Consider the following 24,013-nt stretch of genomic DNA (forward strand, 5'->3'; position numbering starts at 1 on the left):
CCTCTCAGTCGGTGTCGTCGCCGGGCGCGCCGTCCATGGCGGGGGCGATCGGGATGGTCTCCCGCCAGGACAGGCGGGTCGTGTAGATCGCGTAGCGCAGCGCGTCGACCTCGTCGTCGTCCGCCTTCACGGGCGCCGTCTCGCCGCGCTTCGTCGCCTTGTCGTCCCACACGTACCCGGGGATCTTGTCGACCAGCTCCGTGCACGCGTCGGACACCACGAGCCGGTCCACCGCGAGGAGGGACGCGACGGTCTGGATGCCGGGCAGGACGGCCTTGTGCGCGTTCGTCACGCCGGGCACGCCGTCGTGGAACAGCTGGTGCCGGAACGACGCGGCCGCACTGTCGACGGGTACCCACTCCGGCGTGCGCCACGCCGCCACCGGCCGGGCCGCGAGCCACGTGCGCAGGTCCGTCGAGTGCTCCCCGACGGTCATGTGCCCCGGCCGCCACTCATCCAGCACGTACAGCCGGTCCTCGCCCGCGTGCCCGTCCCGGGTGTCCGGGCCGATGCCGAGCAGGTACCCGCGCGAGGCGTGCACGTCGCCATAGTCGATGCCGAGCGCGAGCACCCGGTCCATGGCCGGCAGCTCGCCCGCGGCCATGACGTGCCGGTCGGGGTCCCACTGCTCGTACACGGCGCCGGCGGCCTGGACCCAGTCGCCGAGGATGAAGCGGCGGTACCAGAGCCCGACGTACTCGCGGGTGATCTGGGCGACGTACGCGGGGTCGAGGTGGGTGTTGTCGGCGAGGCGGAACTGGAAGATCTTGTAGCCGAGCTCGGTCGCGCGCAGGATGACCTGCTTGCGCAGCCAGTGCGCGGGCCCGTCCGGGTTCGTCGTCGCGAACAGGCGCGCCCCGGGCACGCTCATGCGGCCGATGAGCTGCGTCCAGAACGCTTCCGCGACGAGGGTCGCCTCGTCGACGTACGCGCCGGCGACGGTCAGGCCGCGGAGCACGGCTTCGGCGCGGGAGTCGGACGCGCCGAGGACGTGCACGGTGCGGCCCAGGATGATCGCGGTCGGGGCGCCGGCCGTGTACGACACGTGCCGGGCGAGCAGCCCGAACAGCGACGGGTCCTTGAGCGGGCCGAATACGTTGCGCGCGATCGACTCGCGGGTGCGGCCGACGACGACGAGCTCGCCGCCGCGCGGCGCGTGCGCCACGAAGATCAGCCACGCGAGCAGGGATGCGATCGTCTTCCCGGACCGGATCGACCCGGTCCACAGATTCACGCGCGCGGTCGCGCGGGCGATCGACCAGACCTGCCTGGGGGACAGGCCGGCGAGGACCGCGGCGATGACGGCCTGAGTGACGACGACGGCGGTCACGACTCGTCCTGCGCCGGCATCCGGTCCGCGGCCGCGGCGATCGCGGCGGCGATCCCGTCGAGCATCCCGACGGCCTCGGTGTGCCCGCCGTCGGCGTCGTGCAGCGCGAGCTTGAGCGCCCGGTCGATCGCCGCGCCCGCTGCCTGCACGAGCTTCAGCTTGTCCGACGGCGTCGGCTCGTCGACGGTGTGCTCGTCGAAGTCGTGGTCCTTGCCGCCCCAGTCGAAGTACGTGTGCGGCTTCCACAGCTGCGCGCGCAGCCGTTCGGCGTCCTCGAGGAGCGCGACCTCGAGGCCGGCACGGCGCGCCTTCGCGTCGATCACGACGGCCTGCGTCGCGGCGACCGTCGCCGTGCGGTCGGACCGGATGCCGAGCTTGTGCGCCCGCGACGCCACCGACCCCGGCGTCCGCCCGAGCTCCTCCGCGACCGCCCGCTGCGAGACGCCAGCGGTGAGGCGTTCGCGCAGGAGCGCGTCGTCTTCGGGCGTATAGCGGGGTGCGGGCACGTGGTGTTCACCTGCCCTCGCGGATGCCTCACCGCGCCGGGCGGTCTATCGACGGATCACGGAATGCTCGTCCTTGAGCGCGAGCTCTTCGAGCCCTCCATCAGCGAAGCGGTTCCAACGGGTGCCCGTGGCGTCCGTGAACTCTACGTAGATCTGTGAGTTGTACGGGCGCATGGTGGCAATCGGCGCCTCGACGCGCATCGGCCATTCCGTCACCGGGGCCTTGAGCGCGAAGTTGAACCCGACAGAGTGAGAACTGTCGCCAACTCGGATCCGAACGTTGAGGTCGGTCACTGGGATCCCCGAGTAGTTGCCGACAGTGATCAGCAAGGAGGAGGGCTGGCTTCCCTCGTGATACCGCTCCACCATGACTACGACCTGCCGCGCCTGGGCTTCCCGCTCGCGGCGGGCCTCGGCCATCTCGGCCCGACGTTGCGCCTCACGCGCCTCGTCGCGATCCTTCTCCGCCGCTTGTCGGTCGGCGCGTTCGCGCGATGCGAGCCAGAGCGCGACGCCGGCAGCGAACGCAGAAGCTAGCGCGCCGACGATCTCCCAGCCGTCGTGAAACCAGGCCCAGAACCCTGTCATGGCCGGGAGCGTACCGGGGACGTGGGTCCCTGCCGGGTCGGGCTCACCGCGCTCGCGTGTGAGGGGTCGCGGGCTCGTCGACGAGGCAGGGCGTACATGGCAGGACCGCCCGGGAGCGGTGTGCTCGACCGGGCGGTCCTGGTTCGGGGCGTGCTGGAACCCCGGAAGCGTTGCACCCGACTATAGCCGCAACCTATGGCCTGGTCACATCGTTCGGCCACGGGCGGTCGCGCCGTTCCTGCCGGCGCCTCGCCCACGCCCCGAGCAGCGCCCCGGCGACGGTCCCGACCAGGGTGCCCGCCATCCAGCCCCACGACTCCCCGTTCACCATCCGGACGATCATCCAGGCGAGCCACGCGCACACCAGCACGGCAACGAGGGCCCACTCGACGACGCGTCTACGGGTCATGCCGTCGAGCGTGGCACGGTGCTGTCGGCCACGCCCCGTCAGGCCGGGACCGCCTCCACCCGCGCGGCCACCGCACCCAGCTCGAACAGCGCCCGGCCGCGGCCGTCCGTCCCGACGGCGGCCAGGACCCCGCGGTGCACCCAGGACCGCCACGTCGCAGGGTTGAGGCCGGGCCAGATCGCGCGCGCCTGCTCCGCCGTCACGAGCGCGTCGGGCCGCTCCGCCGGCAACGCCCGCACGTGCCACCGCTCCGCCAGGGCGAGGTGCGCACGCGACCCCCACGTCGTCCCGCACCCCGTGCAGCGAGCGACGTCGGACAGGCCCTCCCACGTCGTCCAGTCCCGCACGATCGTCCCGCCGCAGTGCACGCACGGGGCCGGCTCGCGCTCCGGGGCGAGGCCGGCGAGGCGGCGCACGACGGCCCGGGTGGTGCGTAACTCGGACAGGTAGTCGTCCCAGGCGGGGTGGTTGAGGGCGGCCCACAGCGTGTGCGTGCGCAGGTACGCGAGCGTGTCCCACGCGCCCTCGTCGTCGCCGCAGCGCTCCGCCCAGTCGTCGACCCACGCCTCCAGCAGGTCCATGGCGCCGCCCCGCGTGCGGATCGACCCCGGGCCGGAGACGGGGACGTCCTCGCGGTACGCGGCGTCCAGGCCGTGCGGCAGCCGGGCTGCGTTCGCGGCGGAGGGGGTGCCGGTGAGGTCGTACCGGATGGCGCGGAGCCCGACGGCGACCTTCGCGACGTCCGTCATCTCGGCGAGGTACCCGGCGATGTCGTCGAGCAGGCCGCGCGCCCGGTCGAGACAGCGTTCGCAGACCGGGAGGGCGGTGCCGTCGAGGGGGCGGGCGCAGTCTCGGCACCCGGCCGTCGTCGTGCCGCAGCTGGTGCAGACGTAGATGGGGTGGGCGTCGTCGTGCGGAGCGGTGGCGGTCCAGTCGTGGGCGGCGCAGGTGTCGGGGTGGGTCACGGCGGGGGCTCCCTTGATGCGTGTTCGTCCAGGTGGGCGGTTAGATGTCGGGATATCCGGCTCGGGCTCATGTCGGGACATCCGGACACGTCACGGCGGCGGACGACGGCGCGGCCGCGCCCCGACCTCGCCGACGTGGGAACATCCGCGCATGGATGAGGACGCCCGCGAGCACGACGACGAGCCAGTAGCCCTCGAGACGCGCGGTGTCGGCGCGGAGATGCTGACGCAGGGCGCGCTTGCGCTGGCTTTCGGCGCCGCACCCTCGCATGCACTCCTCACAGCGATCGCCCCGTTCGCCGCCCGCGCTCTGGACGCGTCGGCGCGGGAACTCTTCGGTGTCCGCCTTCGCCGCGTCGGGTCGATGCTCGCTGCAGCGACCGAGGCGGCGGGCTCTGAAGAGACCCTTGCCGACGCGATCGCAGCATCCGAGGAGACGCAGGAGCTCGCGTTCGACACCGCCGAGCGCGCTGCCCAATCCCGCGTCCCCGAGGCCGTGATCGCCATGGGCCGAGCGCTCGCGAACGGCCTTCTCGCTGACGGCACGAAGCTGGAAGAGAGCCGGATGGTGATCGAGGCGCTCGCCAGTCTCACGCCGCCGCATGTACGTGTGTTGCAGGTGATGGCCGACGGGCCGGGCCGACAGACGGAACTCAACATTGCGGCGTACCTGGACGACGGGTGGCGAGACGCGCTGCCACGGCTACTTGCAGGTCTCGAGCGGGAAGGGTTGATCCGCGAGCGTCCTCGCGAGGACCCGACGTTCGCGGACGTGAAGAGTGGGCAGAACCAGCTCTGGTCGATGACGTCGATGGGTCGACGGTCGTGGGAGGTCCTTCGCGAGGTCGGCTCCGAGTCGTAGTTCACGCGGCCCCACCGTCGTCCGGGTTCGCGCCCGCAACCTGCATCTCCAGGCCCGCTGGTCCGGGTTGTGCCCGCCCAACCGCGCGACGCACCAGCTCGTCCCCACGGATCGCGTCCTCCCAGCACTGCCCGCACCCGACACCGCCCACGACCACGCGCCCCTCTGCGTGCGTGCAGGCGCGACGGACGGCGTCGGCGAGCGGGTGCGCCGTGGTGAGCCACCCAGCACGCCGCTGCACCGTCCGGGCCGTGCCGGCGCCGGTGCGGCGGACCTGCCGGGCCAGCGCCGTCGCGTCCGTCGTCGACAGCTCCCCGGTCTCGACCATGGCGCGGGCCTCCGCCGGGAGCTCGAGCAGGGCGAGTCTGGCCCGGACCGTCGCCGCGGAGTAGCCGGTGCGGGCGGCGATCGTGGCGGGGGACATGCCGCGCCGGCGGAGGCGTGCGAACGCGTCGGCCTGCTCGAGCACGGTCAGCTGCTTGTGCATGGCGGCGGCGAGCATGACTGCCGTGTTGGCGCCGTCGTCCCGGTCACGGATCGCGACGCACGGGAGCCCGCGCACACCGGCCCGCAGGGCGGCCTGGTAGCGGCGGTGCCCGTCGACGATCGTCCACCCGCCCTGGGGCCGCTTCGTGACGACGAGGGGCTGCAGGAGCCCGACGGCGCGCAGGGAGGCGGCGAGCTCGTCGAGGTTGCCGAGGTCGGTGCGGACGTTGGCGGGACTGGGGTGGATCTGGTCCACCGGGATCGCCGTCACGACGCCTCCCCGAGCGCGGCACGGATGCGGCTGGCGGCCCGATGCGACCAGGGCGCGATCACGCGCCGCACGCGCGCGATCGTCGCAGCGAGCTCGTCGCGCTCACGCGTCGTCGCCGTCACGCCGTACGCGTCGCACGGCTCGATCCGCACCCCCGCGACCTCGACCGCGCCACCCGTCTCCTTGATCGCCTCCACGGCCGACAGGACCGCCTCGGCGCGCTCGGCCCGCCCGTCGCCCCCGCGCGCGTACACGGGCACCGAAGCAAGCGCTTCCGCTTCCGGCTGGCTGGTCGTGCTCGTGGTGCTCGTGTTGCTCGTCGTGATGCCGAGGTGGTTGGCGATGGCGGTGACGAGGGTTTCGGTGTTGAGGATGCGGTCGTACTGGACGAACCAGTCGGGGTGGTGGGTCATGCTGCGTGCTCCTGGTTGGTGAGGGGCTGGCCGTAGCCGGCGGTGCGGATGATGGTGAGGGCGTCGTCGAGGAGCATGCGGACGGGTGCGGAGCTGTCGGGGTCGTCGGTGTCGGTCTCGTGGCCGCGGAGGTGCTCGAGCCAGCTGAGGCGCCACCAGGCCCACCACCTGTGGGCGTTGGGGGCGCCGACGCCGCGGCGCTGTGTGACGAGGAAGGCGACGTCGGCGTTCGCGTGGAGGGCTTCGCGGTTGGTTTCGTCGAGCCAGCGTTCGATGTCGAGGTCGGAGGCGGCGCGGGCCTTCTCGCCGCCCTTGATCTCGAGGATGACGCCGGGGCAGAGGCCGATGTCGCCGCGGTCCTTGTTGCCGGTGAGGGTGAGTCGGTCGGCGTGGGGGAAGCCGCGTGTGCGTGCGGTGCGGACGACGGCGGTTTCGGCGGCGGTGCCGATCTGCTTGGGGCGGTTGACCATGCTGCGGGTCCTCTCAGAACGGGGCGATGTCGCCCGGGCGGGCGGGCCGGTGGGGTGCGGGCAGGGGCGTGGTGGCCAGGGGTGGTCGGTGGCAGGTGTGGGCGAGGACGACGAGGACGTCGCTGGCGGGGCGCTTGGTGCCGATGGTGCGCACGCCGGGGATGTGGCGTGGGGTGAGCTGGTACCGGCCGGGGTCGCCCCAGAGCTGGTAGGTGGGGGTGGCGAGGATGACGGCGGCGGCTTCGAGCTGCGGGGTGGCGGTGTAGGGGTCGACGGTGGCGAGGCCGGCGATGACGGGTGCGTCGTATCCGACGAGGACGAGGCGTCCGCATGGGCAGGTGCGGGGGATCGCGCGGGTGCCGACGAGGCGGGGGTCGTCTCCGGACCGGGTGGCGTACGCGGCGAGCCACGGGGGCGTGGAGGCGTCGTGCTGGGCGGTCTGGGTGGCGTCGTCGGGGAGGTCGAAGGGGACGGTCACGATGCCTCCCGGTGACAGGTGACACGTGCGGACATGTCGGTGACCGATGCGTGGGGGCGCGCGTGCGCGCGTCTAGTGGATGAACTGAGAACACCTGTCACATGTGTCACTGACGTGTTCCCGGACAAGTCGGGAACACGTGTCACATGTGTCACGACCTGCGACGACGCACGGAGGGTCGCGTCATGGTTGGGCGGTGACAGTTCCGCGCGGGCATGTGTCACGCGTGACAGGTGATGTGTCACTCGTTCTGACGTTCGGGGCCGATGCGTCATGACCAGCCCTCCTGGTCATCGAGGGCGCCCTGGCCGGTGACGGGTGCGTCGTCGTCGGGTGACACATCCGTCACGCGGATCCCGGAGTAGTAGCGGGCCGTGTTCGACCGGGCGGAGCGGACGCCGAACTTCGCGGCGAGCTGCTGCGTGAACGTCTTCGCGGTGACGGGGGTCTCGTCCTCAACGCGGCACCACTGCTCGTAGGCGGCGCGGACGGCGGCAACCTTGGCCTGCAGGTGCTGGGCGTTCGGGTCGCCGGTCTCACACCGGTCCTCGACGAACCGGGACACGGTGTCGGTGTCGCGCTCGTACGCGTCGGTGGCGGCGAGCACGGACGCCGGCGTGTCGAGGCCGCGCGCGAAGTACTCGGCGGCGCCGCGCACGAGCCACGCGAGGATCGCGGGGCCCTCGTCGTCGACGAGGCGGTCCTCGAGGTCGGCGACGCGCTGCTCCTTCGGGACGGTGTGCTCGAACCCGAGCATGCGGACACGGCGCCAGAACGCGGGCCCGCCGGAGCGGACGGCGGGCTGGTGGTTCGCGAGCAGCCACAGGGAGTGCGTGGGCGTGAATGAGAACCAGTCCTTGCCCATGAACCGGCCGCTGATCGTGTCCTTGCCGGTGAGCATCTTGACCTTGGCCTCGGCGAACGCCTGCCCGTCCTCGAGCTCGGACGTGAACACGAGGCGGGCGCCGGCGAGGCGCGCGATCTCGGTGGGGTGGGCGGCGTTGCGGGTGGCGAGGAGCAGCTCGGCGGGGGCGTTGAGGGAGTACCCGTCGTCGCCGACGCCGACGATGCGCTGCACGGTCCCGGCGAGGGTCGTCTTGCCGTTCGCGCCGACGCCGTGCGCGAACGGGAGGAGCTGCTCGAGGACGAGCCCGACGAGGGAGACGCCGAGGAGGCGCTGCACATACGTGGTCATGGTGGGGTCGCCGGCGAACGTGTCGGCGAGGAAGCCGTCCCACCGGGGGTGGGGTGCGTTCATGTCGGGGGCGACGGTGGTGGTGCGGGTGTGCAGGGCGGCGGGGTCGGGTGGGGTGAGGGTGCCGGTGCGGAGGTTGATGACGCCGGCGGGGGTGTTGAGCTCGTAGGGGCGGGCGTCGAGGTCGCGCAGGTGGGTGACGGTGCGTCGGTCGGAGCGGGCGAGGGCGACCATGGACTCGATGCCGCGCTTGGACAGGGAGGCGCGCCTGTGACGGTCGGCCTGCTTGTCGTCGTCGGGCAGGTCGCGCGCGATGGTGCGGGCGAGCTCGGTGACGTGTCCGGCGTCGTCCCACCGCCACCGGGCGCCGTCCCACGTGACCCAGGCGTTGCGTTGGGGGACGTACCGGATGGTGGGGTGGTGGGCGTCGACGAGGCGCAGGGCGTTGCCGTCATCGGTCTCGGTGTAGCTGGTGGGCTCGACGACGTGCAGCACGGGGCGCACCGCCGGGGCCGGGGTGGGCGCGAGGGCGGTGGCACCGTCGGTGGGCGCGATAAGGCCGGCGAGGTCCCCGCCCGGGGGTGGGCCGTCCGGGAGCGCGCGCTCGCGCGGCGCGGTGGCGCGCTGCCCGAACCCGCGGTCGTGCAGGGCCTTGGCGGCGGCGGCGTGGTCCCCGCCGTGCTCGAGGACGGCGAGCGCGCCGAGCTTCGTGTACGGCACCTCCTGCTCGAACTCGGTGCTGGAGGTGAAGACGTAGAGGCGGTCGCGGTCGTCGGCGTGCCCGGTGGACGCTGAGAACCCGTGGGTCTTGCCGGGGCGGGTCCACAGGCGGGTGCGCCCACGCACGGTGGCGAGCGTCCACCCGTGGGGGGCGAGGATGTCGGCCCAGTCCGTCTTGTTCTCGTAGTCGTCGCCGGGGGTGATGCCGGCGGTGGGGTCGTGCGGGGCGACGGGCGCGCTCGCCGTGGTCTCGGCGGTGGGGTCCTGGGCGTCGAGGGTGCGCAGGAGGGCGTGGAAGGCGTCGCGCTCGTCGCGGGTGAGGACCGGGGCGGTGGTGGGGCCGCCGACGAGCCGCACCCAGGGCTGCCCGGAAGGGTGGTGCGTGCGGGGCGTCGGCGCGACGACGACATACCCGCCCTCGCCGCGCGTCTCGGCGAGCACCTGCACGCGCGCACCCGGGGCCGCCGCGAGCTCCTCGGGCGTGGACGGGCGCCGCGCGAGCTTCGTGTTGCCGGGCACGGTGTCGTCGTCGGTGAGGCGGTAGTGCCAGTGGAAGCCGCCGGAGGGGGAGCGTTCGACCCACCCGTTGCCGAGCCGGGCCCAGAGGTCGCCGAGCCCGGTGTCCTTCGCGAGCTGGGCGAGGTCGGGCAGGTGCTCGACGGCGCGGCCCTCGAGCTCGACGAGCTCGGCGCGGCCGGAGACGGCGCCTTGGACGACGGCGAGCCCGTGGTCGGTGCCGTCGAACCAGGCGCGCACCTGCGCCTCGTCCGCGCGCTGCGTGATGTACGGCTTCCAGGTGACGGCGGGCGCCTTGGAGCCGTCGGCGCGGATCGGGAGGACGGAGTAGCCGGCGGCGTGGAGCTCGAGCGCGGCGTCGAGGATGTTGGTGGTCATCGGTAGCCTCCGGCCATGGATGCCAACTGGGCGGCCGTCTGGGTCGCGGTCGGGGCCGGGGTGATATCGCTCGGGTCCGTGATCGTCGCGATCGTCGCGGTCGCGTACTCACGGGGGCAGCGCGACGCCTCGGAGCGGCAGGCGGACGCGGCGGAGGCGCAGGTCGAGTTCATGCGTCGCCAGGTCGAGCTCATGGAGCGACCTGTTCCGGCTGCCCCCGCATCGGCGCCGCGCGCAGCGCCTGCGCGCGGCGCGCCGTACGTGTCGCCGTGGTCGGTCCGGAGCGCCGGCAAGTACGCCTTCGTGCTGGTGAACGGTGGGACCGAACCGGCGTTCGACGTCTCGCTCTCGTTCGACGTCGACCCGGCCCGCGCGGAGCCGACCTCGTGGGACCGGCTGGATCCACGGGCGAGCGCGAAGGTGTCGATCTTCCGCGCGATGGGTGCGTCTCCGGACAGCGTCACCGTGCACTGGCGGCGCTCCCCGGACGGAGAGCTGATGGAGTGGACGACCGCGTTGCTGTAGTGGTCGCGCTGCCGGTTCGGCACTGGTGCTCCTGACGTCGTCGTGGTGGTGCTGGTGCGTGGTCCCCGCGCCCGTCTCGAACGGGCTGCACGCCTGCGTGGGCGGGGTGCCGCCGGTCAGGCGGCGTTGCGCAGGATCGCGACGACGTCGGCCCCGAGGCCGGTGGCGCCCGCGATCGTGGCGTCGTCGATGCCGAGCGCGATGAGCTGCCGGGCCTTCGCCGCGGCATCCTCACCCGACGGCGCGGCCGGGGCAGGGGCGGGTGCGGAGGCCGGCTGCGCGGCCGGAGCGGACGGCGGGGGCGTGGCCGGGGCGGTGGGCTGCCCGCCGACCTCCGGTGCCATGAGTGCGGCGTTCCCGGCGGGCACGTACTTCGCCTGCCAGAACTTCCGGGACCGCTTGTCGTCGGGGTCCTCGCGGTGCGTGAACGTCAGCTCGAGCGTCCCGCCGACCTCGAGCCCGGACGCCCCGGCGGCGCGGACGGCGTTGCGGACGTCGGCCTTGAGGTAGCGGCCCTCGATGTAGACGCGGCGGGTGCCGTCGTCGTCCTCGATGGACGGGTCGTGCAGGTCGGTCTGGACGTCGACGTAGACGGACATGATCGGGTCGCCGGACGGGTAGAACTTGAGGTCGCCGCCGCCCGGCTTGTCCTTGACGTAGTCGCGCTCCTGGTAGGCCTGCGGTGGGGCGACGATGCGGCCGCGGATGCTGTCGCCGGGGTTGGCGAACTTCGCGGACGGGGCACCGCCGCCGCCCATGAGGACGTCGTTGGCGTTCGGGGTCGTGGTCATCTTCTTCTCCGGGTGTGTCGTGCCGTGGTGGCGTGGGTGGTTCAGGGGATGAGGCCGGCAAGGGTGTCCGCCGGGGGCCGGTGCCCGGGCTTCGTGAGCCCGTGCCCGTCGGGGTAGCGCGAGCAGTCCCAGCAGCCGGTGGCGCGGGGCAGCTTCGTGATCCACGCGTCCCGGGCCGCGGTCGAGATCGACTCCAGCGCGGCGAGGTTCGCGTGCAGGCGGTTGGCGCGGTCGAGGGCGTCGAGGGCGATCTGCTCGTCGTACGGCTCGGACCACAGGTGCCCGCGGTCGATGCCGTTCGCGTCGTTCCGCGGCAGGTACCAGATCGCGACCGTGCGCACGTCGTGCCCGGCGGCGACCCAGCCGCGCCCGTACAGGTGCGCCTGCACTCGGTACGTCGCGGAGGGGCCGTGTGCGCGCGCCTTGCGGAGCGTGGACTCGCCGACGATCTTCCAGTCGAAGGTCGTGCCGGCGGCGGTGTCGAACAGGTCCGTGGACCCGGTGATGTCGACGCCGCCGATCTGGCCGACGGTGACGCGGTGCTCGCACAGCCACCGCGTCCCGGTCGTGTGCAGCGCGTTCCGGTTGATCTCGTGGTCGGTGAGGAGCCGCTCGAGCTCGGCGTGCACTGCGGTGCCGACGAACGGGAGCCACGCGACCCCACTGTCGGTCTGGTCCCAGCCGGCGAGCTTCGCGGCGAGGCAGTGGTCGCAGGGGGTGCCGATCTCGGACGGCCCGATGCGCTTCTGCAGGGACCGGGGCGAGTGGGTGATGGCGTGCTCGATGACGCCGCGCAGCTGCCCGGCGGCGACGTCGACGGGGGTGCCGTCGAACGTCTGCGTGCGCGGGGGGAGCGTGGAGTACTCGAACGCGGCCGGGTTGTGGGCGACGGGCGCGATCGGGGCGGGGGCGGTCACGCGACCGCTCCGTGTCGTGCGACGTCGGCGGCCTCGAGGCGCATCCAGGCGGCGCTGTGCTTGACGCCGGTGGGCCACGTCGTCGGGAGCCCCTCGATGGCCATGGCGATCCGCTTGCGCGCGGCGGCGCGCACGGACTCGACGAACCGCACCCACTCGCTGATCGGGTCCGTGCCACGGTTCGGCCGCTCGTCGTCGGCGAACCACCCGATGCCGTACGTCTCGCCCGCCTCCTCGACGGTCGGCGTGTACTCCTCGCTCACGTGCGTCTCCTCGTGGTCGGTGGGGGTGGGCATGGGGCCCGGGTCGCCGCCCGGCTCCGGGCCGTCCGGCTCGGCGTCGTGCTCGTCGGGGTCCGCGTGCTCGAGGCGGGCCGCGGCGACGAGGGTCTGGAACGCGTAGGCGCGCTCGAGGGCGTCGAGCGCGGTCACGACGCCTCCCGGAGCAGAGCGGGCACGTCGAGCAGGCCCAGCTGCGTCAGCAGGTCGCGCGCGTCGTCGACGCCGGTCGCGTGCCCGCACACCTGCAGGGCCGCGCTTCGGCGGGTCGGGCCGTCGAGCGGGAGGAGCGCGAGGGACTCCGCGGTGCGCTGCGCCTGGTCCATGCCGGCGAGCACGCCGTCGACCGGGACGGTCGCAAGCGTCCCGTTCGCCCCGGCGCGCTGGTAGCAGGCACCGCACATCCCGCGGGCGCCCGCCTGCACGGCGCCGGCCGGGCGGGCCGCGGGCGCGGTGCCGTGCGGGTAGGTGGCCTTCCCGCACGCCCGGCACGACCCCGCCGTGACGATGGGGGTGGTCTCGAGGCCGCGTGTGAGCGGCACCTTCCCGAGCGTGCCCGCCCTCTTGCGCTGGTGGTAGCAGCGCGTGCACAGCCCGCGGGCCATGTGCGGCCGGAACCCGTCCGGGACAGGGTGGCCAGGACGACGGGCGATCATCGCGATCCCGCAGTCACCGCACCTCATCGGATCGTGACCGTCGTCGACCCGGCCCGCGTGTACTGCTCGAGCACCGCGGGGGACAGGTGGTGCCGCACCGCCGTCGTGTCGAGCGCCGGCTTGTACAGCTCCGGGTGCTGCGCGACCGGGAAGGCCTCACCGAGCGCCTTCGCGTCCAGACGCGCCGGCGTCGACACGATCACCTTGTGATCCGCGAGGTCGGTCGTCCCGGTGTCGAGGTGGCGGGCGAGGACGGAGCGAATCGTCGCGCGGCGCGCCTTGATGCGCTCCTCGTCCTCGGCGAGCTTCGTGTCCTCGAGCACGAGCTGCTCGAGCTGGACGACGTCGAGGTCGTCCTTCGTCGTGTCGGTCATGCTGCGTTCCTCCGCTGGGTCTGCGCGGTCCAGTACCCGGACTGGCGGCGCTCGTGGCTGATGACGGCGGTGACCTCGCGTGCGAGGTCGTCCCGCCCCTGGCGGCGTGCGGCCTTCTCGACGCCGGAGAGCGTCACGCCGAGGCGGCGTGCCGCGAGAGGTGGCCAGACACCGCCCTTGGTGAGGTGCACGTACTCGTCGAGGTCGACGGCGGCCATCAGGCGGCCCTCCTCGGGGTCACGCGCAGCTCGGCGGCCGTCGTGCCGACCGGCGGGCGCGGCACGCGCGGGGCGTGCTCGGCGCACAGGTGCGCGTTCATGTACCGGCGCGTCGGGGTGCGCCCGCACGCGGGCCACCCGTAGGTGCAGGGGCGGTCAGCCACGGCGCACCTCCCCGCGGTGGTGCTGCACCCACACGAACCGGGCGAGCAGGCCGGCCCCGGCGAGGATCAGCCCGGGCGCGAGGATGAGGTGAGCGCCGTCGAACGGGCGCGCCTGCCACGCGACGAGCACGCCGGCGACGAGGAGGGCGACGACGGTGGCGAGCACGACGGCGACCCCGGCCGGGGTCGGTGCGCCCGCGACGGCGTCGAGGTCCTCGTCGACGCACGCCGCGCACAGACCCCGGCCGTCCAGGTCGCTGGTGACGGTCCCGCACCAGTTGCACTGCGTCGCGAGGACGCACGCGTCACACAGGCCGTCGGCGGACAGGCTGTCGACGAGGTCGCCGCACCGATCGCACAACGGGTCGTCCCACCGGTCCTGCGCGAGCCCGAGCGAGTAGTCGCTCATCCCGCCGCGCATCACGACTCGCCCCCGAGGACCTCGGCCCTGACGGCGTCGGCGACGTGGCCGGAGTACGCGGACACCACGTCGATCCGTCCGAGCTCGTGCCCGCACGTGCACTTCCACCCGCTCGGCCGGTCGCGGCCGTCCGGACCCACGTCGACCCCGACGACGTTGAACCCGAGGTGCCGGCGGAACAGTCGACCGAGCGCGTCCGGGTCGCCAGGGTCGGTCAGGGCAGCGGTGAGCACGGCGAGCGCGTCGTCGTGCGCGGCCAGCTGGTCGTCCGGCTCGAGGTCGTCCAGGCGCGTCGCGAACCCGTCCAGGCGAGCGGCCTGCGCACGCACGAGCGCGTCGGCGCCGCGAGTCACTGCGGTGGTCACTGGTCGACCCCCGTCCAGGCGTGCGCGGCGGCGACCGCGGCCTCGTAGTGGGAGTTGATGTCCTGGCCGAGCTCGACGGCGCGGACGTACGCGGCGAGCGCCCGGGCGGCGTGCTCGGCGGCGTCCGCCCGGCGCGCCCCGGCACCGAACTCGGCGCGCAGCGCGGGGTCGAGCTGGACGGACATGAGGCCGGCCTGGGAGAAGCTGCGGCGGGCCTGCGGCGGCGGGGCGATCGCGGTCGCGCCGTTCTCCGCGAACACGAGGTCCGGCACGGGCGCGACGGCGGGACGGTGGCTCGGCTGCGTCGTCATCACGCGGCCTCCTGTCCGGTCGTCGCGGCGAGGCCGAGCGGGAGCCGGTCGTCCGGGTGCGACAGGGTGAACAGAACCGGGCCGACGAAGCCGGCGCGGTAGATCGCGTGACGGGCGTTCGAGCGGACGGGCTGCCCGTTGCGCAGCCGGATCCTCGCGATCTGCTCGCGAGCGGCCTGGTGCCCGGTGAGCGGCGCGTCGGAACGGTGGCGCGGCGTGTACGGCGTGGCGGCGGCGGACGACCTGCCCGCGCGCCACGGCTCGATGTGGTCGGCGGCGTGCATCAGGCGATCGCCAGCTCGGTCGCGTACCAGGCGTCCAGGTCGACGTAGTACGACGCGAGGTCGACCACACCGCCGCGGTCGTAGTCCGCCAGGCGCGGGCGACCGGTCGGGCGCGGCGCGGCGGGCACGACGGCGATGCGGCGGCCGCGGGAGTTGATGGGGTGCTTCATGGGACACTGCTCCTGTTCATGTAGGTGAAGGCCGGTTCTCGTTGGCGCGGGGCCGGCCTTCGCTGTGTCCGGGGTCAGGCGACCCGCGGAAGGGAGTGCGCGCGCTGGGCGCGGATGAGCTCCTCGAGCTCGGTGATGGACGGGCCGCCCGCGTGGTGCGCGCGGCGCGCTGCCTCGGCGACGGGGAGCGAGTCGCGAACCCGCCGCCCCTCCGCGACGCAGGCCGCGGCCCTCGTGAGGGCCTCCTCGCGCGGCACGACGACGGTGTCCATCACGCGGCCCTCGTGCTCGTGGCCTCGGCGGTGACGACGTACGTGATGTCGTCGACGTTGACGCCGAGTCGCTTGGCGATCGCGACCCGCACGGTGGCGGAGGGCTGCTTCGCGCCCTTCTCGATGTTCGTGAGGTAGCCGGCGCTGATGCCGACGTCCTGCGCGAACACCCCGTGCTTGATCCCGAGGGCCTCTCGGATCGCCCGGACTGCCGGGCCGTGGGTGAATCGCTGATGCATAGGAAGACCATAGGCAACGACAGGCAACGACGTCAAGCAAAGATGGGCAATGAGCGGAAATTGCCCTCTGACCAGCCACGATGGGCGGGAGTTTGCGCGCCTCTTGCCCTGGATTTGGGTCCGTAAGGCGGTTTACGCTGCGTTGCGTTGCCCAAGATTGCCTAGGAGAGTGCAGCCGTGATCAACGGAACCGAGATCCGCGCAGCACGGGAACGCGCGGGCATGACACAAGGCCAGCTCGCGCATGCCGTCGGGGTGAGCCTCCGAACGGTTGGGAACTGGGAGCGCGGCGATACCGTCCCCATGAACCGAACGAGCGCCGTCGAAGCGGCGCTAGCCCAGTGGCTCAGCCCCGAAGAGGGCGGGCCTCGACTCGCGGCCGCCTCCGATGCCGAGCTCCTAGCCGAGATCGCGCGTCGCTTCGAGCGAGGCGCCACCGAGAAATCCTCGGACAAGCGGCGCCGAGAACTGCGCCAGTCGGGGGTCGTGCCGTTCGACCTCGCCTACTCGCCGGACGAGCGTGCCGTCGCGAACGAGGACGACACGCTCGAGCAGATCAGCGAAGACCAACAGCAGGAGCCCTAGGGTCGGGCCATGCAGGACCTGATCGACTACGCGTTGCGGCGCGGCTGGGGCGTGAAGTTCCGCGACCTCGGCCGCCGCAACGGCGAGTACTCCCGCGGCCTCATCGTCGTGAACGACCGCCGCCGGACCGGGTTCACGCAGCGCATCGCGCTCGCGCACGAGATCGGGCACGCCACCCACGACCACGCCTGGACCGACGACCCGGTTGTGCACGCGCGCCAGGAGCGTGAGGCAGACGTTGTCGCTGCGCACTTGCTCATTCGGGCAGACGACTACGCGTACGCCGAGCAGCTCGTCGGCGAGCACCCCGGGGCTATCGCGAAGGAGCTCGGCGTGACGCCCGCGTACGTCGAGCTCTGGCGCGCCACCTACAGGCAGCCGTCGGTGCGCCGGCACCTGCGCGCTGTCTGAACTTCACCCCCCGACGGGCACGCCCAACGGCGTCGCGCTACGGGATCATCCGGGCATGAACCGACGTCTCGCCCTCCCCGCTGTCGCCCTGCTCGCACTCGCCCTCACCAGTTGCGCCGGCACGCCCGCCGACCCCGTGACGGTCACCGTCACCGAGACCGTCACCGCTGAGCCCGAGCCAGAGCCCGAGGAGGACGAGCCGGTTGCGGAGGAGGTCGAGGCGCCTGCCTCGTTTGCCGTCGGCCAGACCCAGACGATGGACGACGGCTGGACCGCCACCGTGTACGCCGTCGACACCGACCCCGCGCCGAACGCTCCCGCCCCCGAGTCGGCAGGGACGAAGTGGACCGCCGCCGACGTCGAGACCTGCAACTCGGACTCGACCGGCGCCTCGGTCAGTAGCAGCCCCTGGCACATCGTCGACACCGCCAACCGGCAGTTCGAACCCTCGTCCGTCGGCTACCAGCAGTTCCCCGAGCCGTCCTACGGCTGGGGCGACGTCCCGATCGCGCCGGGGGAGTGCATCCGCGGGTGGATCGTCTTCACCGTCGCCCAGGATGCAGAGCTCACGACGGTGAAGTACCAGCCGAGCGGGCTCGAGCCGATGCTCTGGACGATCGGGTAGCGGCCGCTGCTCGTCGGTGGCGTCGGGCAGGATGCCGACCATGGCCCGTCGTCGCGCGCTCGCCCCCGTCCCCGATACCCCGCCCCGCGCGGTCGCTTACCTGCGGCAGTCCACGTACCGCGAGGAGTCCATCAGCCTCGAGCTGCAGGAGACCGCGTGCCGCGACTACGCGGCACGGCACGGGTACCAGGTCGTCGCCGTCGAGTCCGACCCCGGCGTCTCCGGCCGCACCTGGGCCCGGCCCGCCGTGCAGCGCGTCATGGAGATGATCGAGAGCGGCGACGCCGACGTCATCGTCCTGTGGCGCTGGTCCCGCCTGTCCCGCAACCGCAAGGACTGGGCGATCGCCGCCGACCGCGTCGACGTCGCCGGCGGCCGCATCGAGTCCGCCACCGAACCCAACGACACCGCCACCGCCGCGGGCCGGTTCGCGCGCGGCGTCATGACCGAGCTCGCCGCGTTCGAGTCCGAGCGCATCAGCGAGCAGTGGAAAGAGGTCCACACCTCCCGGGTTGCGCGCGGCCTCCCGCCCGGCGGCAAGCTGCCCTGGGGGTGGCGGTGGGTCGACGGTGCGGTCACGCCCGACCCCGCCACGGCCCCGTACATCGTCGAGGCCTACCGGCGCTACCTCGCCGGCGCCGGGAACCGAGACCTCGCCGACTGGTTCAACGGGTCCGGCGTCCGCCCGATGCACGCGAAGGAGTGGTACTTCTCGACGATCACGCAGTGCCTAGACTCCCCGATCCACGCCGGCCTCATCGCGTACCACGGGCAGACGCTCCCGGGCGCGCACGACGGCATCATCGACGTCGTCACCTGGGAGGCGTACCGGCGCGAGCGCGAGCGGCGCGCGGGGGAGCGGCAGGTCAAGCGTCGCTACCTGCTCTCCGGGATCGCGCACTGCCCGTGCGGGGAGCCGATGCTCGGGTTCACGCAGGACAAGGAAGGTCGGCCCCGCACGGGACGCACCCGGTCGCCGTGGTCGTGCTACCGGTGCAGCAGCCTCGGCAAGCCCGAGGGGCACGGGCCCTGGAACATCAGCCTGCGCTTCGTCGAGCCCGTCGTCATGGACTGGCTGCACCAGGTCGCCGCCGACGTCGAGAACAAGGTGCCGCGCGCCGCGGCCCGGCGCGACAACGCGCACCGCGAGTCCCAGCGCATCGCACGCGAGATCACCGCGCTCGACGCGCAGCTCACCGCCCTCACCGGGCACCTGGCGTCCGGGCTCGTGCCCGAGGCCGCGTACGTGACGACCCGCGACGAGATCCTCGCTCGACGGGCCGAGCTCGAGCGCGGGCTCGCCGAGGCCGAGCGGCTCGTGCTCCATGTCCCGGACGACCCGTCGGCGATCGCGCGCGAGGCCCTCGCGGACTGGGACACGCTCCCGATCGAGACGAAGCGCGCGACCCTTCGGCAGCTCATCCGCACCGTCGTCATCGACTACGAGCACCGCACAGCCGACGTCGTACCGGTCTGGGTGCCTATGCACAACGAGGGATAACGGACGTCACGCGCACCGCGTGGGCGGTCAACATCCGCAAGCACGTGGTCCGTGCGTCGCACCTCGACGACCTCGTGCGGCTCGGCTCGCTCACCCCGCAGGCGGCGGCGTTCCTCGACGCCTCGGTCCGTGCCGGGCTGAACATCCTCGTCGCGGGGGCCACCCAGGCGGGCAAGACGACGATGCTCAACGCCCTCGCGGGATCAGTCCCGCCCACGCAGCGCGTCGTCACCTGCGAGGAGGTGTTCGAGCTCCGGTTCGCCGTGCGGGACGTCGTGTCCATGCAGTGCCGCCAGCCGAGCCTCGAGGGGACCGGCGAGATCCCGTTGCGGCGCCTCGTGAAGGAGGCGCTGCGCATGCGCCCGGACCGGATCGTCATCGGGGAGGTCCGCGAGGCGGAGAGCTTCGACCTCCTTGTCGCGTTGAACGCCGGAGTTCCCGGGATGTGCACCCTGCACGCGAACTCGGCTCGCGAGGCGATCACCAAGATGTGCACGCTGCCGCTGCTCGCGGGCGAGAACGTCTCCGACCGCTTCGTGGTGCCGACCGTCGCGTCCGCGATCGACCTCGTCGTCCACCTCGGCGTCGACGTCGACGGGCGGAGGGTCGTGCGCGAGGTCCTGGGGGTCACGGGCCGGGTCGAGCAGGGCGTGGTGGAGGCCGCGGAGATCTTCGTCCGGGCCGGAGACCGCCTGGTGCGAGCGGACGGGTTCCCGCCCGGCGCGGACCGGTTCGCGCGTGCGGGGATCGACCTGGCAGCCGTGCTGCACCCCGGTCGCGCACTCGTCTCGGGCGCCTCGGCCAGCACGGCGCGGTCGGGGGCGAGCTGACGTGGGCGTGGTCGTGGGATTCCTGCTCGGTGCGGGCCTGTTCTGCGTCTGGTGGTCGTTCTGGACGCCGGGCCCGCCCCGGGAGCGCCGCGCGGACGGCTGGGCGGCCCGCACCCAGGACCTCCTCGTGCAGGCGGGTGCGCCCTCCGTGACGCCAGGCGCCCTGGTGGCGACGAGCGCGGGCGTGGGGCTCGTGGTCCTCCTCGTCGCGACGGTCCTCGCGGGGTCGGTCACGATCGCCGCGTGCTTCGGGGCGATCGCCGCGTCGCTGCCGCTGCTCCTCGTGCGCTCCCGTGCCCGACGCCGGAGGGCGCGGCTGCGCGACGTGTGGCCCGAGGTGCTGGACCACCTCGCCTCCGGTGTCCGCGCGGGCCTGTCGCTGCCCGAGGCCGTCGGCCAGCTGGGTGAGCGTGGCCCGGCGGAGCTGCGGGAGCCGTTCGCCCGGTTCGCGGTGGACTACCGCGCCTCGGGGCGCTTCGGGGACTGTCTGGACCGGCTCAAGGAACGGCTCGCGGACCCGGTGGCCGACCGCATCGTGGAGTCGCTGCGCCTGACGCGCGACGTGGGCGGGACGGACCTGGGGCGGCTCCTGCGCACCCTCTCGGCGTTCCTGCGGGAGGACGCGCGGACCCGCGGCGAGCTCGAGGCGCGCCAGTCCTGGACGGTGAACGGCGCGCGGCTCGCCGTCGCGGGCCCCTGGGTGGTGCTCGGATTCCTGGCGTCGCGGCCCGAGACGGCGGCGGCCTACAACTCGCTGACGGGGGCGCTCGTCCTCGGCGTCGGAGCCGCCTGCTCCGCCGCGGCGTACCAGCTCATGCTGCGGATCGGGCGCCTGCCCGAGGAGGAGAGGGTGCTCCGATGAACGTGCTCGACGTGTCCCTGACGGGTGCCGCGATCGGGGCGCTCGGCGGGGTGGGGATGCTGCTCGTCGCGGCCGGTGTCCGCGGTCGTGCGATCCGGCTCGACGAGCGTCTCGCGCCTTACCTGCGTACCCACGACAGGACGTCGGTGCTCCTCCGCGACCAGCCGACCTGGACGCCGTTCCCGACGGTCGAGCGCCTGGTCGCGCCGGTGCTCGCCGACGCCGGCCGCGCGCTCGAGCGGCTCGGCTCCACGTCCGCCGACGTCCGCCGTCGGATCGAGCGCGCGGGCCGTCGTCAGAGCGTCGAGCAGTTCCGTGCACGCCAGCTCGTGTGGGGCGTCGTCGGGCTGGCGCTGGGCACGTTGCTCGCGATCGTCCTCGCCGCGACGCGCGGCTCGTCCGTCGTGCTGCTCGTGCTCCTCGCGCTGCTGTGCGGGGTGGGAGGAATCCTCGCCTGCGACCACGCCCTGACCCGCGCGGTGCGACGCCGGGAGGAGCGCATGCTCGCGGAGTTCCCGACCGTCGCCGAGCTGCTCGCCCTTGCGGTGAACGCCGGCGAGGGCCCGGTCGCGGCGCTCGAGCAGGTCGCGACGGCGGCCCGCGGGGAGCTCTCGAGCGAGCTGCGCGCGACCCTGGCGTCGGTGCGTGCCGGCACGCCGCTCGCGCGGGCGCTCGAGCAGCTCGCCGACCGGACGGGTCTGCCGAGCCTCACCCGCTTCGCGGAGGGGGTCGCGGTCGCCGTGGAGCGCGGGACCCCGCTCGCCGACGTGCTGCGCGCCCAGGCGCAGGACGTGCGCGAGTCCGGGCGCCGCGCACTGATGGAGGCGGGAGGCAAGAAGGAGGTGGCGATGATGATCCCGGTCGTCTTCCTCATCCTCCCCGTGACGGTGGTCTTCGCCGTGTATCCGTCGCTCGCCACGCTGCGGATCGGATTCTGAGCGGGGGCTCCCGGGGGTGCGCTCGGCACCCGTACAGCTCGAGAACGACATGACCGACGACGGACGAACCAGGGGGAAGCCATGCAGGTGTGGGGTCGCAGGACGCAGGGTGCACGGCGAGCAGCGCGCGAGGCGCTGGGACGGCTGGTGCGCGGAGACGCGGAGCGGGGTGACGTCCCAGGGTGGGTGCTCATCACCCTGATGACGGCGGGCCTCGTCATCGCGTTGTGGGCCGTCGCCGGGCCTGCGCTGACCCAGGCCTTCAGCAACGCGATCTCGAGCGTGGGCGCGCCCTGAGGTGGCGCACGAGGACGCTCTCGGCAGGGCATCGAACGACCCCGAGCGTGGGTCGGCGGTCGTCGACTTCACCCTCGTGTCCGTCCTGGTGCTCGTGCTGTTCCTCGGTGTCGTCCAGGTGGCGCTCGCGGTCCACGTGCGGGCGACGCTGGTGGACTGCGCGGCCGAGGGCGCTCGGGTCGCCGGCCGCGCCGACCGCGGCCCGCAGGACGGGGCCGTCCGGACGCGCGAGCTGATCACGGCCGCGCTCTCGCCGCGCTACGCCCAGGACGTCGTGGCGCGACAGACGGTCGTCGGCGGCCTCCCGGTCGTCGAGGTCACGGTCGCGGCGCCGCTCCCCGTCGTGGGCCTTCTCGGTCCCGCGGGTGTGGTGACCGTCGACGGGCACGCGCTCGAGGAGGCGCCGTGATCCGTCGGCTGCGGGTGCTCCTCGCCCGGCTCACCGGGGGCGCGCAGTGTGCGGAGCGGGGGAGCGCGGTCGTGGAGTTTCTGGGTGTGGCGCTCGTGCTGCTGCTGCCGGTGATGTACCTCGTGCTGACGGCCGGGCGGCTCCAGGCGGCCACGTTCGCGGTCGAGGGGGCCTCGCGAGAGGCCGCTCGGGCGTTCGTCACAGCGCCGTCCGCGGACGACGGCGCGCGGCTCGCCGAGGCGGCCGTCAGGCTCGCGCTCGACGACCAGGGCTTTCGGCCCGGTGCCGACGCGCTGACGATCTCGTGCTCCGCCACGCCCTGTCTCGAGCCCGGGGCCGAGGTGGTCGCGCGGGTGAAGTTCGAGGTGCCGTTGCCGCTCGTCCCGCCGTTCGTCCGTGCAGCGGTGCCTCTCGCGGTCCCGGTCGAGGCGCGGCACGTCGCGTCCGTCGACGAGTACGCCGCGAGGCGGCCGTGACGCGCGCGGGTCGCGACCCGTCGCGGCGGAGGGTTCCGTCGGACGGGTCGGAGGACGGTCGGATCATGCTCCTCGCCACGGCCTTCGTCGCGTTCGCGCTGCTGCTGGTCACGGTGGTGGTGAGCGCGACGCAGGTGCACCTCGAGCGCAAGCGGCTGTACGAGCTCGCGGACGCGCTCGCCCTCACCGCGGCGGACTCGATGGCGCCCGAGTCGTTCTACACGGGCGCCGCGACCGCACCGGTCGAGAGCGGCGTCCTGACCCTCACGGACTCCTCGGTCCGGTCGGACGTCCAGGACTACCTCGCGCGGAATCCTGAGGCGCTCGACGGCTTGCACGACGTCGTCGTGACCGAGGCGTCGACCGCGGACGGGCGCACCGCGACGGTCGGTCTGGCCGCGCGGGCGCGACCCGCGATGATCGGCTGGGTGACCCAGGCGTGGAGTGATGGCATCATCGTGCGTGCAGAGTCACGTGCCAGAGCGTGGTGAGCACCTGTTGCTGTTCGACGACGAGCATCCAGGAAGGGACGGTTCGCAACGACGCGTGAGCATGCTCCCGCGCCTTTGTTTACTTTCTTAACTTTGGATGGCCACTTCTGGTTGGGACCTGTCAAAACCCCAGGTTCGCCGCTATGGTGATCCGGTCCGACAACAACTCCAACGATGGAGAGCTACAACATGAACGCACGAGCAACGAAGAAGCTCGTCGCCGGGGGTGCCCTCGGCGCGATGCTCATCGGCACGGTCGCCCTCGCGTCCGCTGCCTCCGCAGACCAGGTGGGCGACGACCAGGGCGTCGACGTCTCGGTCGAGATCGAGTCGAACGTCGAGCCGGGCAACCTCGCCCTCTCGGTCGCCTCGAACGCGACCTCGCTCACCGAGCAGGACTCGACCGTCGAGGGCACCCGTGAGTTCACGGGCACCCTGCCCGACGTCACCGTCACCGACACGCGCACCGAGGTCGCCGAGGGCGCGTACTGGTACGTCGTGGGCAGCGCCTCGGACTTCACCGGCGACGCCGGCACGATCGAGGCGTCGAACCTCGGCTGGGCGCCGTCGCTCGTCAGCGAGAGCGAGAGCGGCCTCGTCGAGGCCGGCGAGGGTGTCGACCCCGAGCTCGAGGGTGGCGAGGGCCTCGCCGAGCAGGACCTCCTCGTGTCGGCCTTCGACTCGGCCGAGGTCAACCCCGAGGGCTCTTGGACCGCGAACGCGGGCCTCACGCTCCGCACCGCCGAGGACGTCGCCGCCGGCGCCTACTCCTCGACGATCACGCTCTCCCTCTTCGAGGACTGAGCACCCGGTCCTCGTGACCTGACGGTCGGCACCAGCCGACCGTCGACCGAGCACTCCAGGCGGGGGCCCGGCGCCCCGGGCGCGCGCCCCGCCGCCGCGGGGCCTCGCGCGGGGCGACAGCGCCGCGACCGCCGGCTCCGGTCCCGCGGAGGTACGCGCATTCGTCGAGGGTTACCTCCTAGCCGCGTACGACCAGCCTCGGCAGACCGAGT

37 protein-coding genes and 1 pseudogene are annotated in these 24,013 nt (G+C 73.2%); 14 read left to right on the forward strand and 24 right to left on the reverse strand.

All coding sequences use genetic code 11. The annotated features are described in order from the left end of the window. Positions 1–4: 4 nt before the first annotated feature. The 5 genes from ACFWH7_RS04465 to ACFWH7_RS04485 form a co-directional block, all read right to left on the reverse strand. On the reverse strand, positions 5–1,330 hold the full coding sequence (locus ACFWH7_RS04465; protein ID WP_378215240.1) for a PBSX family phage terminase large subunit: 1,326 nt from the start codon (positions 1,328–1,330) through the stop codon (positions 5–7). After that, complete coding sequence (locus ACFWH7_RS04470; RefSeq protein WP_378215241.1) at positions 1,327–1,836, reverse strand: hypothetical protein; 510 nt, start codon at positions 1,834–1,836, stop codon at positions 1,327–1,329. Before ACFWH7_RS04470 ends, ACFWH7_RS04465 begins: the two co-directional genes overlap by 4 nt. A 45-nt stretch (positions 1,837–1,881) precedes the next feature. Continuing rightward, positions 1,882–2,424 (reverse strand): hypothetical protein, encoded by a 543-nt coding sequence (locus tag ACFWH7_RS04475; RefSeq protein ID WP_378215242.1) that lies wholly within the window; start codon positions 2,422–2,424, stop codon positions 1,882–1,884. Between the two features lie 193 nt (positions 2,425–2,617). After that, a complete protein-coding gene (locus ACFWH7_RS04480; RefSeq protein WP_378215243.1) occupies positions 2,618–2,833 on the reverse strand; it encodes a hypothetical protein in 216 nt (71 codons plus the stop codon). Between the two features lie 38 nt (positions 2,834–2,871). Next, positions 2,872–3,798, reverse strand: coding sequence for a DUF1062 domain-containing protein (locus ACFWH7_RS04485; RefSeq protein ID WP_378215244.1), 927 nt, complete (start codon positions 3,796–3,798; stop codon positions 2,872–2,874). 151 nt (positions 3,799–3,949) lie between these two features. Here ACFWH7_RS04485 and ACFWH7_RS04490 point away from each other — a divergent pair, with 151 nt between their 5' ends. Next, positions 3,950–4,660 (forward strand): hypothetical protein, encoded by a 711-nt coding sequence (locus ACFWH7_RS04490; protein ID WP_378215245.1) that lies wholly within the window; start codon positions 3,950–3,952, stop codon positions 4,658–4,660. 1 nt (position 4,661) lies between these two features. Here the strand turns inward: ACFWH7_RS04490 and ACFWH7_RS04495 are convergent, their stop codons facing one another. The 5 genes from ACFWH7_RS04495 to ACFWH7_RS04515 all read right to left on the reverse strand — a co-directional run bounded on the left by ACFWH7_RS04495 (position 4,662) and on the right by ACFWH7_RS04515 (position 9,587). Beyond that, on the reverse strand, positions 4,662–5,417 hold the full coding sequence (locus ACFWH7_RS04495; RefSeq protein WP_378215247.1) for a ParB/RepB/Spo0J family partition protein: 756 nt from the start codon (positions 5,415–5,417) through the stop codon (positions 4,662–4,664). Next, positions 5,414–5,830, reverse strand: coding sequence for a hypothetical protein (locus tag ACFWH7_RS04500; RefSeq protein ID WP_378215248.1), 417 nt, complete (start codon positions 5,828–5,830; stop codon positions 5,414–5,416). The genes ACFWH7_RS04495 and ACFWH7_RS04500 overlap by 4 nt, the downstream gene beginning before the upstream one ends. Further along, positions 5,827–6,300, reverse strand: a complete 474-nt coding sequence (locus tag ACFWH7_RS04505) for a hypothetical protein (RefSeq protein ID WP_378215249.1) — start codon at positions 6,298–6,300, stop codon at positions 5,827–5,829. Before ACFWH7_RS04505 ends, ACFWH7_RS04500 begins: the two co-directional genes overlap by 4 nt. 13 nt (positions 6,301–6,313) lie before the next feature. Next, positions 6,314–6,778, reverse strand: a complete 465-nt coding sequence (locus ACFWH7_RS04510) for a hypothetical protein (protein ID WP_378215250.1) — start codon at positions 6,776–6,778, stop codon at positions 6,314–6,316. A gap of 271 nt (positions 6,779–7,049) precedes the next feature. Continuing rightward, complete coding sequence (locus ACFWH7_RS04515) at positions 7,050–9,587, reverse strand: phage/plasmid primase, P4 family (protein ID WP_378215252.1); 2,538 nt, start codon at positions 9,585–9,587, stop codon at positions 7,050–7,052. A 15-nt stretch (positions 9,588–9,602) separates the two neighbouring features. Here ACFWH7_RS04515 and ACFWH7_RS04520 point away from each other — a divergent pair, with 15 nt between their 5' ends. Further along, positions 9,603–10,112 (forward strand): hypothetical protein, encoded by a 510-nt coding sequence (locus tag ACFWH7_RS04520; RefSeq protein ID WP_378215253.1) that lies wholly within the window; start codon positions 9,603–9,605, stop codon positions 10,110–10,112. Positions 10,113–10,228: 116 nt separating this feature from the next. Here the strand turns inward: ACFWH7_RS04520 and ACFWH7_RS04525 are convergent, their stop codons facing one another. From ACFWH7_RS04525 to ACFWH7_RS04590, 14 genes are all read right to left on the reverse strand, one after another. After that, the gene (locus ACFWH7_RS04525; protein WP_378215254.1) at positions 10,229–10,903 is read right to left on the reverse strand and encodes a hypothetical protein; all 675 of its coding nucleotides are present in this window, start codon (positions 10,901–10,903) and stop codon (positions 10,229–10,231) included. A 41-nt stretch (positions 10,904–10,944) separates the two neighbouring features. Further along, complete coding sequence (locus ACFWH7_RS04530) at positions 10,945–11,820, reverse strand: hypothetical protein (protein ID WP_378215255.1); 876 nt, start codon at positions 11,818–11,820, stop codon at positions 10,945–10,947. Continuing rightward, on the reverse strand, positions 11,817–12,251 hold the full coding sequence (locus tag ACFWH7_RS04535; RefSeq protein WP_378215256.1) for a hypothetical protein: 435 nt from the start codon (positions 12,249–12,251) through the stop codon (positions 11,817–11,819). Before ACFWH7_RS04535 ends, ACFWH7_RS04530 begins: the two co-directional genes overlap by 4 nt. Further along, positions 12,248–12,640, reverse strand: a complete 393-nt coding sequence (locus ACFWH7_RS04540; protein WP_378215257.1) for a hypothetical protein — start codon at positions 12,638–12,640, stop codon at positions 12,248–12,250. The genes ACFWH7_RS04535 and ACFWH7_RS04540 overlap by 4 nt, the downstream gene beginning before the upstream one ends. 137 nt (positions 12,641–12,777) lie before the next feature. Further along, a complete protein-coding gene (locus ACFWH7_RS04545) occupies positions 12,778–13,128 on the reverse strand; it encodes a hypothetical protein (RefSeq protein ID WP_378215258.1) in 351 nt (116 codons plus the stop codon). Continuing rightward, a complete protein-coding gene (locus tag ACFWH7_RS04550; protein ID WP_378215259.1) occupies positions 13,125–13,346 on the reverse strand; it encodes a hypothetical protein in 222 nt (73 codons plus the stop codon). The genes ACFWH7_RS04545 and ACFWH7_RS04550 overlap by 4 nt, the downstream gene beginning before the upstream one ends. After that, on the reverse strand, positions 13,346–13,510 hold the full coding sequence (locus ACFWH7_RS04555; RefSeq protein ID WP_378215260.1) for a hypothetical protein: 165 nt from the start codon (positions 13,508–13,510) through the stop codon (positions 13,346–13,348). Before ACFWH7_RS04555 ends, ACFWH7_RS04550 begins: the two co-directional genes overlap by 1 nt. After that, on the reverse strand, positions 13,503–13,919 hold the full coding sequence (locus ACFWH7_RS04560; RefSeq protein ID WP_378215261.1) for a hypothetical protein: 417 nt from the start codon (positions 13,917–13,919) through the stop codon (positions 13,503–13,505). The genes ACFWH7_RS04555 and ACFWH7_RS04560 overlap by 8 nt, the downstream gene beginning before the upstream one ends. Before the next feature lie 11 nt (positions 13,920–13,930). Continuing rightward, a complete protein-coding gene (locus tag ACFWH7_RS04565) occupies positions 13,931–14,296 on the reverse strand; it encodes a hypothetical protein (protein ID WP_378215262.1) in 366 nt (121 codons plus the stop codon). Next, positions 14,293–14,607 carry a hypothetical protein gene (locus ACFWH7_RS04570; RefSeq protein WP_378215263.1) on the reverse strand — a complete coding sequence of 105 codons (315 nt, stop codon included), beginning with the start codon at positions 14,605–14,607 and terminating at the stop codon, positions 14,293–14,295. Before ACFWH7_RS04570 ends, ACFWH7_RS04565 begins: the two co-directional genes overlap by 4 nt. Then, the gene (locus ACFWH7_RS04575; protein ID WP_378215264.1) at positions 14,607–14,891 is read right to left on the reverse strand and encodes a hypothetical protein; all 285 of its coding nucleotides are present in this window, start codon (positions 14,889–14,891) and stop codon (positions 14,607–14,609) included. Before ACFWH7_RS04575 ends, ACFWH7_RS04570 begins: the two co-directional genes overlap by 1 nt. Beyond that, positions 14,891–15,061 carry a hypothetical protein gene (locus ACFWH7_RS04580; RefSeq protein WP_378215265.1) on the reverse strand — a complete coding sequence of 57 codons (171 nt, stop codon included), beginning with the start codon at positions 15,059–15,061 and terminating at the stop codon, positions 14,891–14,893. Before ACFWH7_RS04580 ends, ACFWH7_RS04575 begins: the two co-directional genes overlap by 1 nt. 74 nt (positions 15,062–15,135) lie before the next feature. Next, positions 15,136–15,336, reverse strand: coding sequence for a hypothetical protein (locus ACFWH7_RS04585; RefSeq protein WP_378215266.1), 201 nt, complete (start codon positions 15,334–15,336; stop codon positions 15,136–15,138). After that, entirely contained in the window at positions 15,333–15,572 is a 240-nt protein-coding gene (locus ACFWH7_RS04590; protein ID WP_053371085.1) for a helix-turn-helix domain-containing protein, read from the reverse strand. The genes ACFWH7_RS04585 and ACFWH7_RS04590 overlap by 4 nt, the downstream gene beginning before the upstream one ends. A gap of 177 nt (positions 15,573–15,749) precedes the next feature. Here ACFWH7_RS04590 and ACFWH7_RS04595 point away from each other — a divergent pair, with 177 nt between their 5' ends. From ACFWH7_RS04595 to ACFWH7_RS04650, 12 genes and pseudogenes are all read left to right on the forward strand, one after another. Next, positions 15,750–16,157, forward strand: a complete 408-nt coding sequence (locus ACFWH7_RS04595) for a helix-turn-helix domain-containing protein (protein ID WP_378215267.1) — start codon at positions 15,750–15,752, stop codon at positions 16,155–16,157. Between the two features lie 9 nt (positions 16,158–16,166). Continuing rightward, a complete protein-coding gene (locus ACFWH7_RS04600) occupies positions 16,167–16,568 on the forward strand; it encodes an ImmA/IrrE family metallo-endopeptidase (RefSeq protein ID WP_378215268.1) in 402 nt (133 codons plus the stop codon). A gap of 55 nt (positions 16,569–16,623) precedes the next feature. Continuing rightward, a complete protein-coding gene (locus ACFWH7_RS04605; RefSeq protein WP_378215269.1) occupies positions 16,624–17,193 on the forward strand; it encodes a DUF4352 domain-containing protein in 570 nt (189 codons plus the stop codon). A gap of 40 nt (positions 17,194–17,233) precedes the next feature. Continuing rightward, positions 17,234–18,694, forward strand: coding sequence for a recombinase family protein (locus ACFWH7_RS04610; RefSeq protein WP_378215270.1), 1,461 nt, complete (start codon positions 17,234–17,236; stop codon positions 18,692–18,694). Next, positions 18,691–19,524: pseudogene (locus tag ACFWH7_RS04615) on the forward strand (CpaF family protein); the annotation flags it as partial. The gene ACFWH7_RS04610 and the pseudogene ACFWH7_RS04615, both read left to right, overlap by 4 nt. Before the next feature lies 1 nt (position 19,525). Then, positions 19,526–20,386 (forward strand): type II secretion system F family protein, encoded by an 861-nt coding sequence (locus tag ACFWH7_RS04620; RefSeq protein ID WP_378215271.1) that lies wholly within the window; start codon positions 19,526–19,528, stop codon positions 20,384–20,386. Continuing rightward, the gene (locus tag ACFWH7_RS04625; protein ID WP_378215272.1) at positions 20,383–21,324 is read left to right on the forward strand and encodes a type II secretion system F family protein; all 942 of its coding nucleotides are present in this window, start codon (positions 20,383–20,385) and stop codon (positions 21,322–21,324) included. Before ACFWH7_RS04620 ends, ACFWH7_RS04625 begins: the two co-directional genes overlap by 4 nt. 81 nt (positions 21,325–21,405) lie before the next feature. Next, positions 21,406–21,621, forward strand: a complete 216-nt coding sequence (locus ACFWH7_RS04630) for a hypothetical protein (protein ID WP_378215273.1) — start codon at positions 21,406–21,408, stop codon at positions 21,619–21,621. A gap of 1 nt (position 21,622) precedes the next feature. Next, positions 21,623–22,030, forward strand: a complete 408-nt coding sequence (locus tag ACFWH7_RS04635) for a TadE/TadG family type IV pilus assembly protein (RefSeq protein WP_378215274.1) — start codon at positions 21,623–21,625, stop codon at positions 22,028–22,030. Further along, positions 22,027–22,506, forward strand: a complete 480-nt coding sequence (locus tag ACFWH7_RS04640; protein ID WP_378215275.1) for a TadE/TadG family type IV pilus assembly protein — start codon at positions 22,027–22,029, stop codon at positions 22,504–22,506. Before ACFWH7_RS04635 ends, ACFWH7_RS04640 begins: the two co-directional genes overlap by 4 nt. Positions 22,507–22,571: 65 nt before the next feature. Then, positions 22,572–22,997, forward strand: coding sequence for a hypothetical protein (locus tag ACFWH7_RS04645; RefSeq protein WP_378215276.1), 426 nt, complete (start codon positions 22,572–22,574; stop codon positions 22,995–22,997). 189 nt (positions 22,998–23,186) lie between these two features. Next, positions 23,187–23,801, forward strand: coding sequence for a hypothetical protein (locus tag ACFWH7_RS04650; RefSeq protein WP_378215277.1), 615 nt, complete (start codon positions 23,187–23,189; stop codon positions 23,799–23,801). Positions 23,802–24,013: the final 212 nt, after the last annotated feature.

Origin of the sequence: Cellulosimicrobium cellulans, assembly GCF_042723955.1 — a bacterium.
Classification (GTDB): domain Bacteria; phylum Actinomycetota; class Actinomycetes; order Actinomycetales; family Cellulomonadaceae; genus Cellulosimicrobium; species Cellulosimicrobium cellulans_H.

Excerpts from the sequence above, each read along its gene's own strand:
- ACFWH7_RS04475 (WP_378215242.1), bottom strand. The coding sequence starts at position 2,424 with ATGACAGGGTTCTGGGCCTGGTTTCACGACGGCTGGGAGATCGTCGGC.
- ACFWH7_RS04480 (WP_378215243.1), bottom strand. The coding sequence starts at position 2,833 with ATGACCCGTAGACGCGTCGTCGAGTGGGCCCTCGTTGCCGTGCTGGTG.
- ACFWH7_RS04490 (WP_378215245.1), top strand. The coding sequence starts at position 3,950 with ATGGATGAGGACGCCCGCGAGCACGACGACGAGCCAGTAGCCCTCGAG.
- ACFWH7_RS04500 (WP_378215248.1), bottom strand. The coding sequence starts at position 5,830 with ATGACCCACCACCCCGACTGGTTCGTCCAGTACGACCGCATCCTCAAC.
- ACFWH7_RS04505 (WP_378215249.1), bottom strand. The coding sequence starts at position 6,300 with ATGGTCAACCGCCCCAAGCAGATCGGCACCGCCGCCGAAACCGCCGTC.
- ACFWH7_RS04515 (WP_378215252.1), bottom strand. The coding sequence starts at position 9,587 with ATGACCACCAACATCCTCGACGCCGCGCTCGAGCTCCACGCCGCCGGC.
- ACFWH7_RS04520 (WP_378215253.1), top strand. The coding sequence starts at position 9,603 with ATGGATGCCAACTGGGCGGCCGTCTGGGTCGCGGTCGGGGCCGGGGTG.
- ACFWH7_RS04525 (WP_378215254.1), bottom strand. The coding sequence starts at position 10,903 with ATGACCACGACCCCGAACGCCAACGACGTCCTCATGGGCGGCGGCGGT.
- ACFWH7_RS04545 (WP_378215258.1), bottom strand. The coding sequence starts at position 13,128 with ATGACCGACACGACGAAGGACGACCTCGACGTCGTCCAGCTCGAGCAG.
- ACFWH7_RS04550 (WP_378215259.1), bottom strand. The coding sequence starts at position 13,346 with ATGGCCGCCGTCGACCTCGACGAGTACGTGCACCTCACCAAGGGCGGT.
- ACFWH7_RS04560 (WP_378215261.1), bottom strand. The coding sequence starts at position 13,919 with ATGAGCGACTACTCGCTCGGGCTCGCGCAGGACCGGTGGGACGACCCG.
- ACFWH7_RS04570 (WP_378215263.1), bottom strand. The coding sequence starts at position 14,607 with ATGACGACGCAGCCGAGCCACCGTCCCGCCGTCGCGCCCGTGCCGGAC.
- ACFWH7_RS04575 (WP_378215264.1), bottom strand. The coding sequence starts at position 14,891 with ATGCACGCCGCCGACCACATCGAGCCGTGGCGCGCGGGCAGGTCGTCC.
- ACFWH7_RS04580 (WP_378215265.1), bottom strand. The coding sequence starts at position 15,061 with ATGAAGCACCCCATCAACTCCCGCGGCCGCCGCATCGCCGTCGTGCCC.
- ACFWH7_RS04590 (WP_053371085.1), bottom strand. The coding sequence starts at position 15,572 with ATGCATCAGCGATTCACCCACGGCCCGGCAGTCCGGGCGATCCGAGAG.
- ACFWH7_RS04600 (WP_378215268.1), top strand. The coding sequence starts at position 16,167 with ATGCAGGACCTGATCGACTACGCGTTGCGGCGCGGCTGGGGCGTGAAG.
- ACFWH7_RS04605 (WP_378215269.1), top strand. The coding sequence starts at position 16,624 with ATGAACCGACGTCTCGCCCTCCCCGCTGTCGCCCTGCTCGCACTCGCC.
- ACFWH7_RS04610 (WP_378215270.1), top strand. The coding sequence starts at position 17,234 with ATGGCCCGTCGTCGCGCGCTCGCCCCCGTCCCCGATACCCCGCCCCGC.
- ACFWH7_RS04625 (WP_378215272.1), top strand. The coding sequence starts at position 20,383 with ATGAACGTGCTCGACGTGTCCCTGACGGGTGCCGCGATCGGGGCGCTC.
- ACFWH7_RS04630 (WP_378215273.1), top strand. The coding sequence starts at position 21,406 with ATGCAGGTGTGGGGTCGCAGGACGCAGGGTGCACGGCGAGCAGCGCGC.
- ACFWH7_RS04645 (WP_378215276.1), top strand. The coding sequence starts at position 22,572 with ATGCTCCTCGCCACGGCCTTCGTCGCGTTCGCGCTGCTGCTGGTCACG.
- ACFWH7_RS04650 (WP_378215277.1), top strand. The coding sequence starts at position 23,187 with ATGAACGCACGAGCAACGAAGAAGCTCGTCGCCGGGGGTGCCCTCGGC.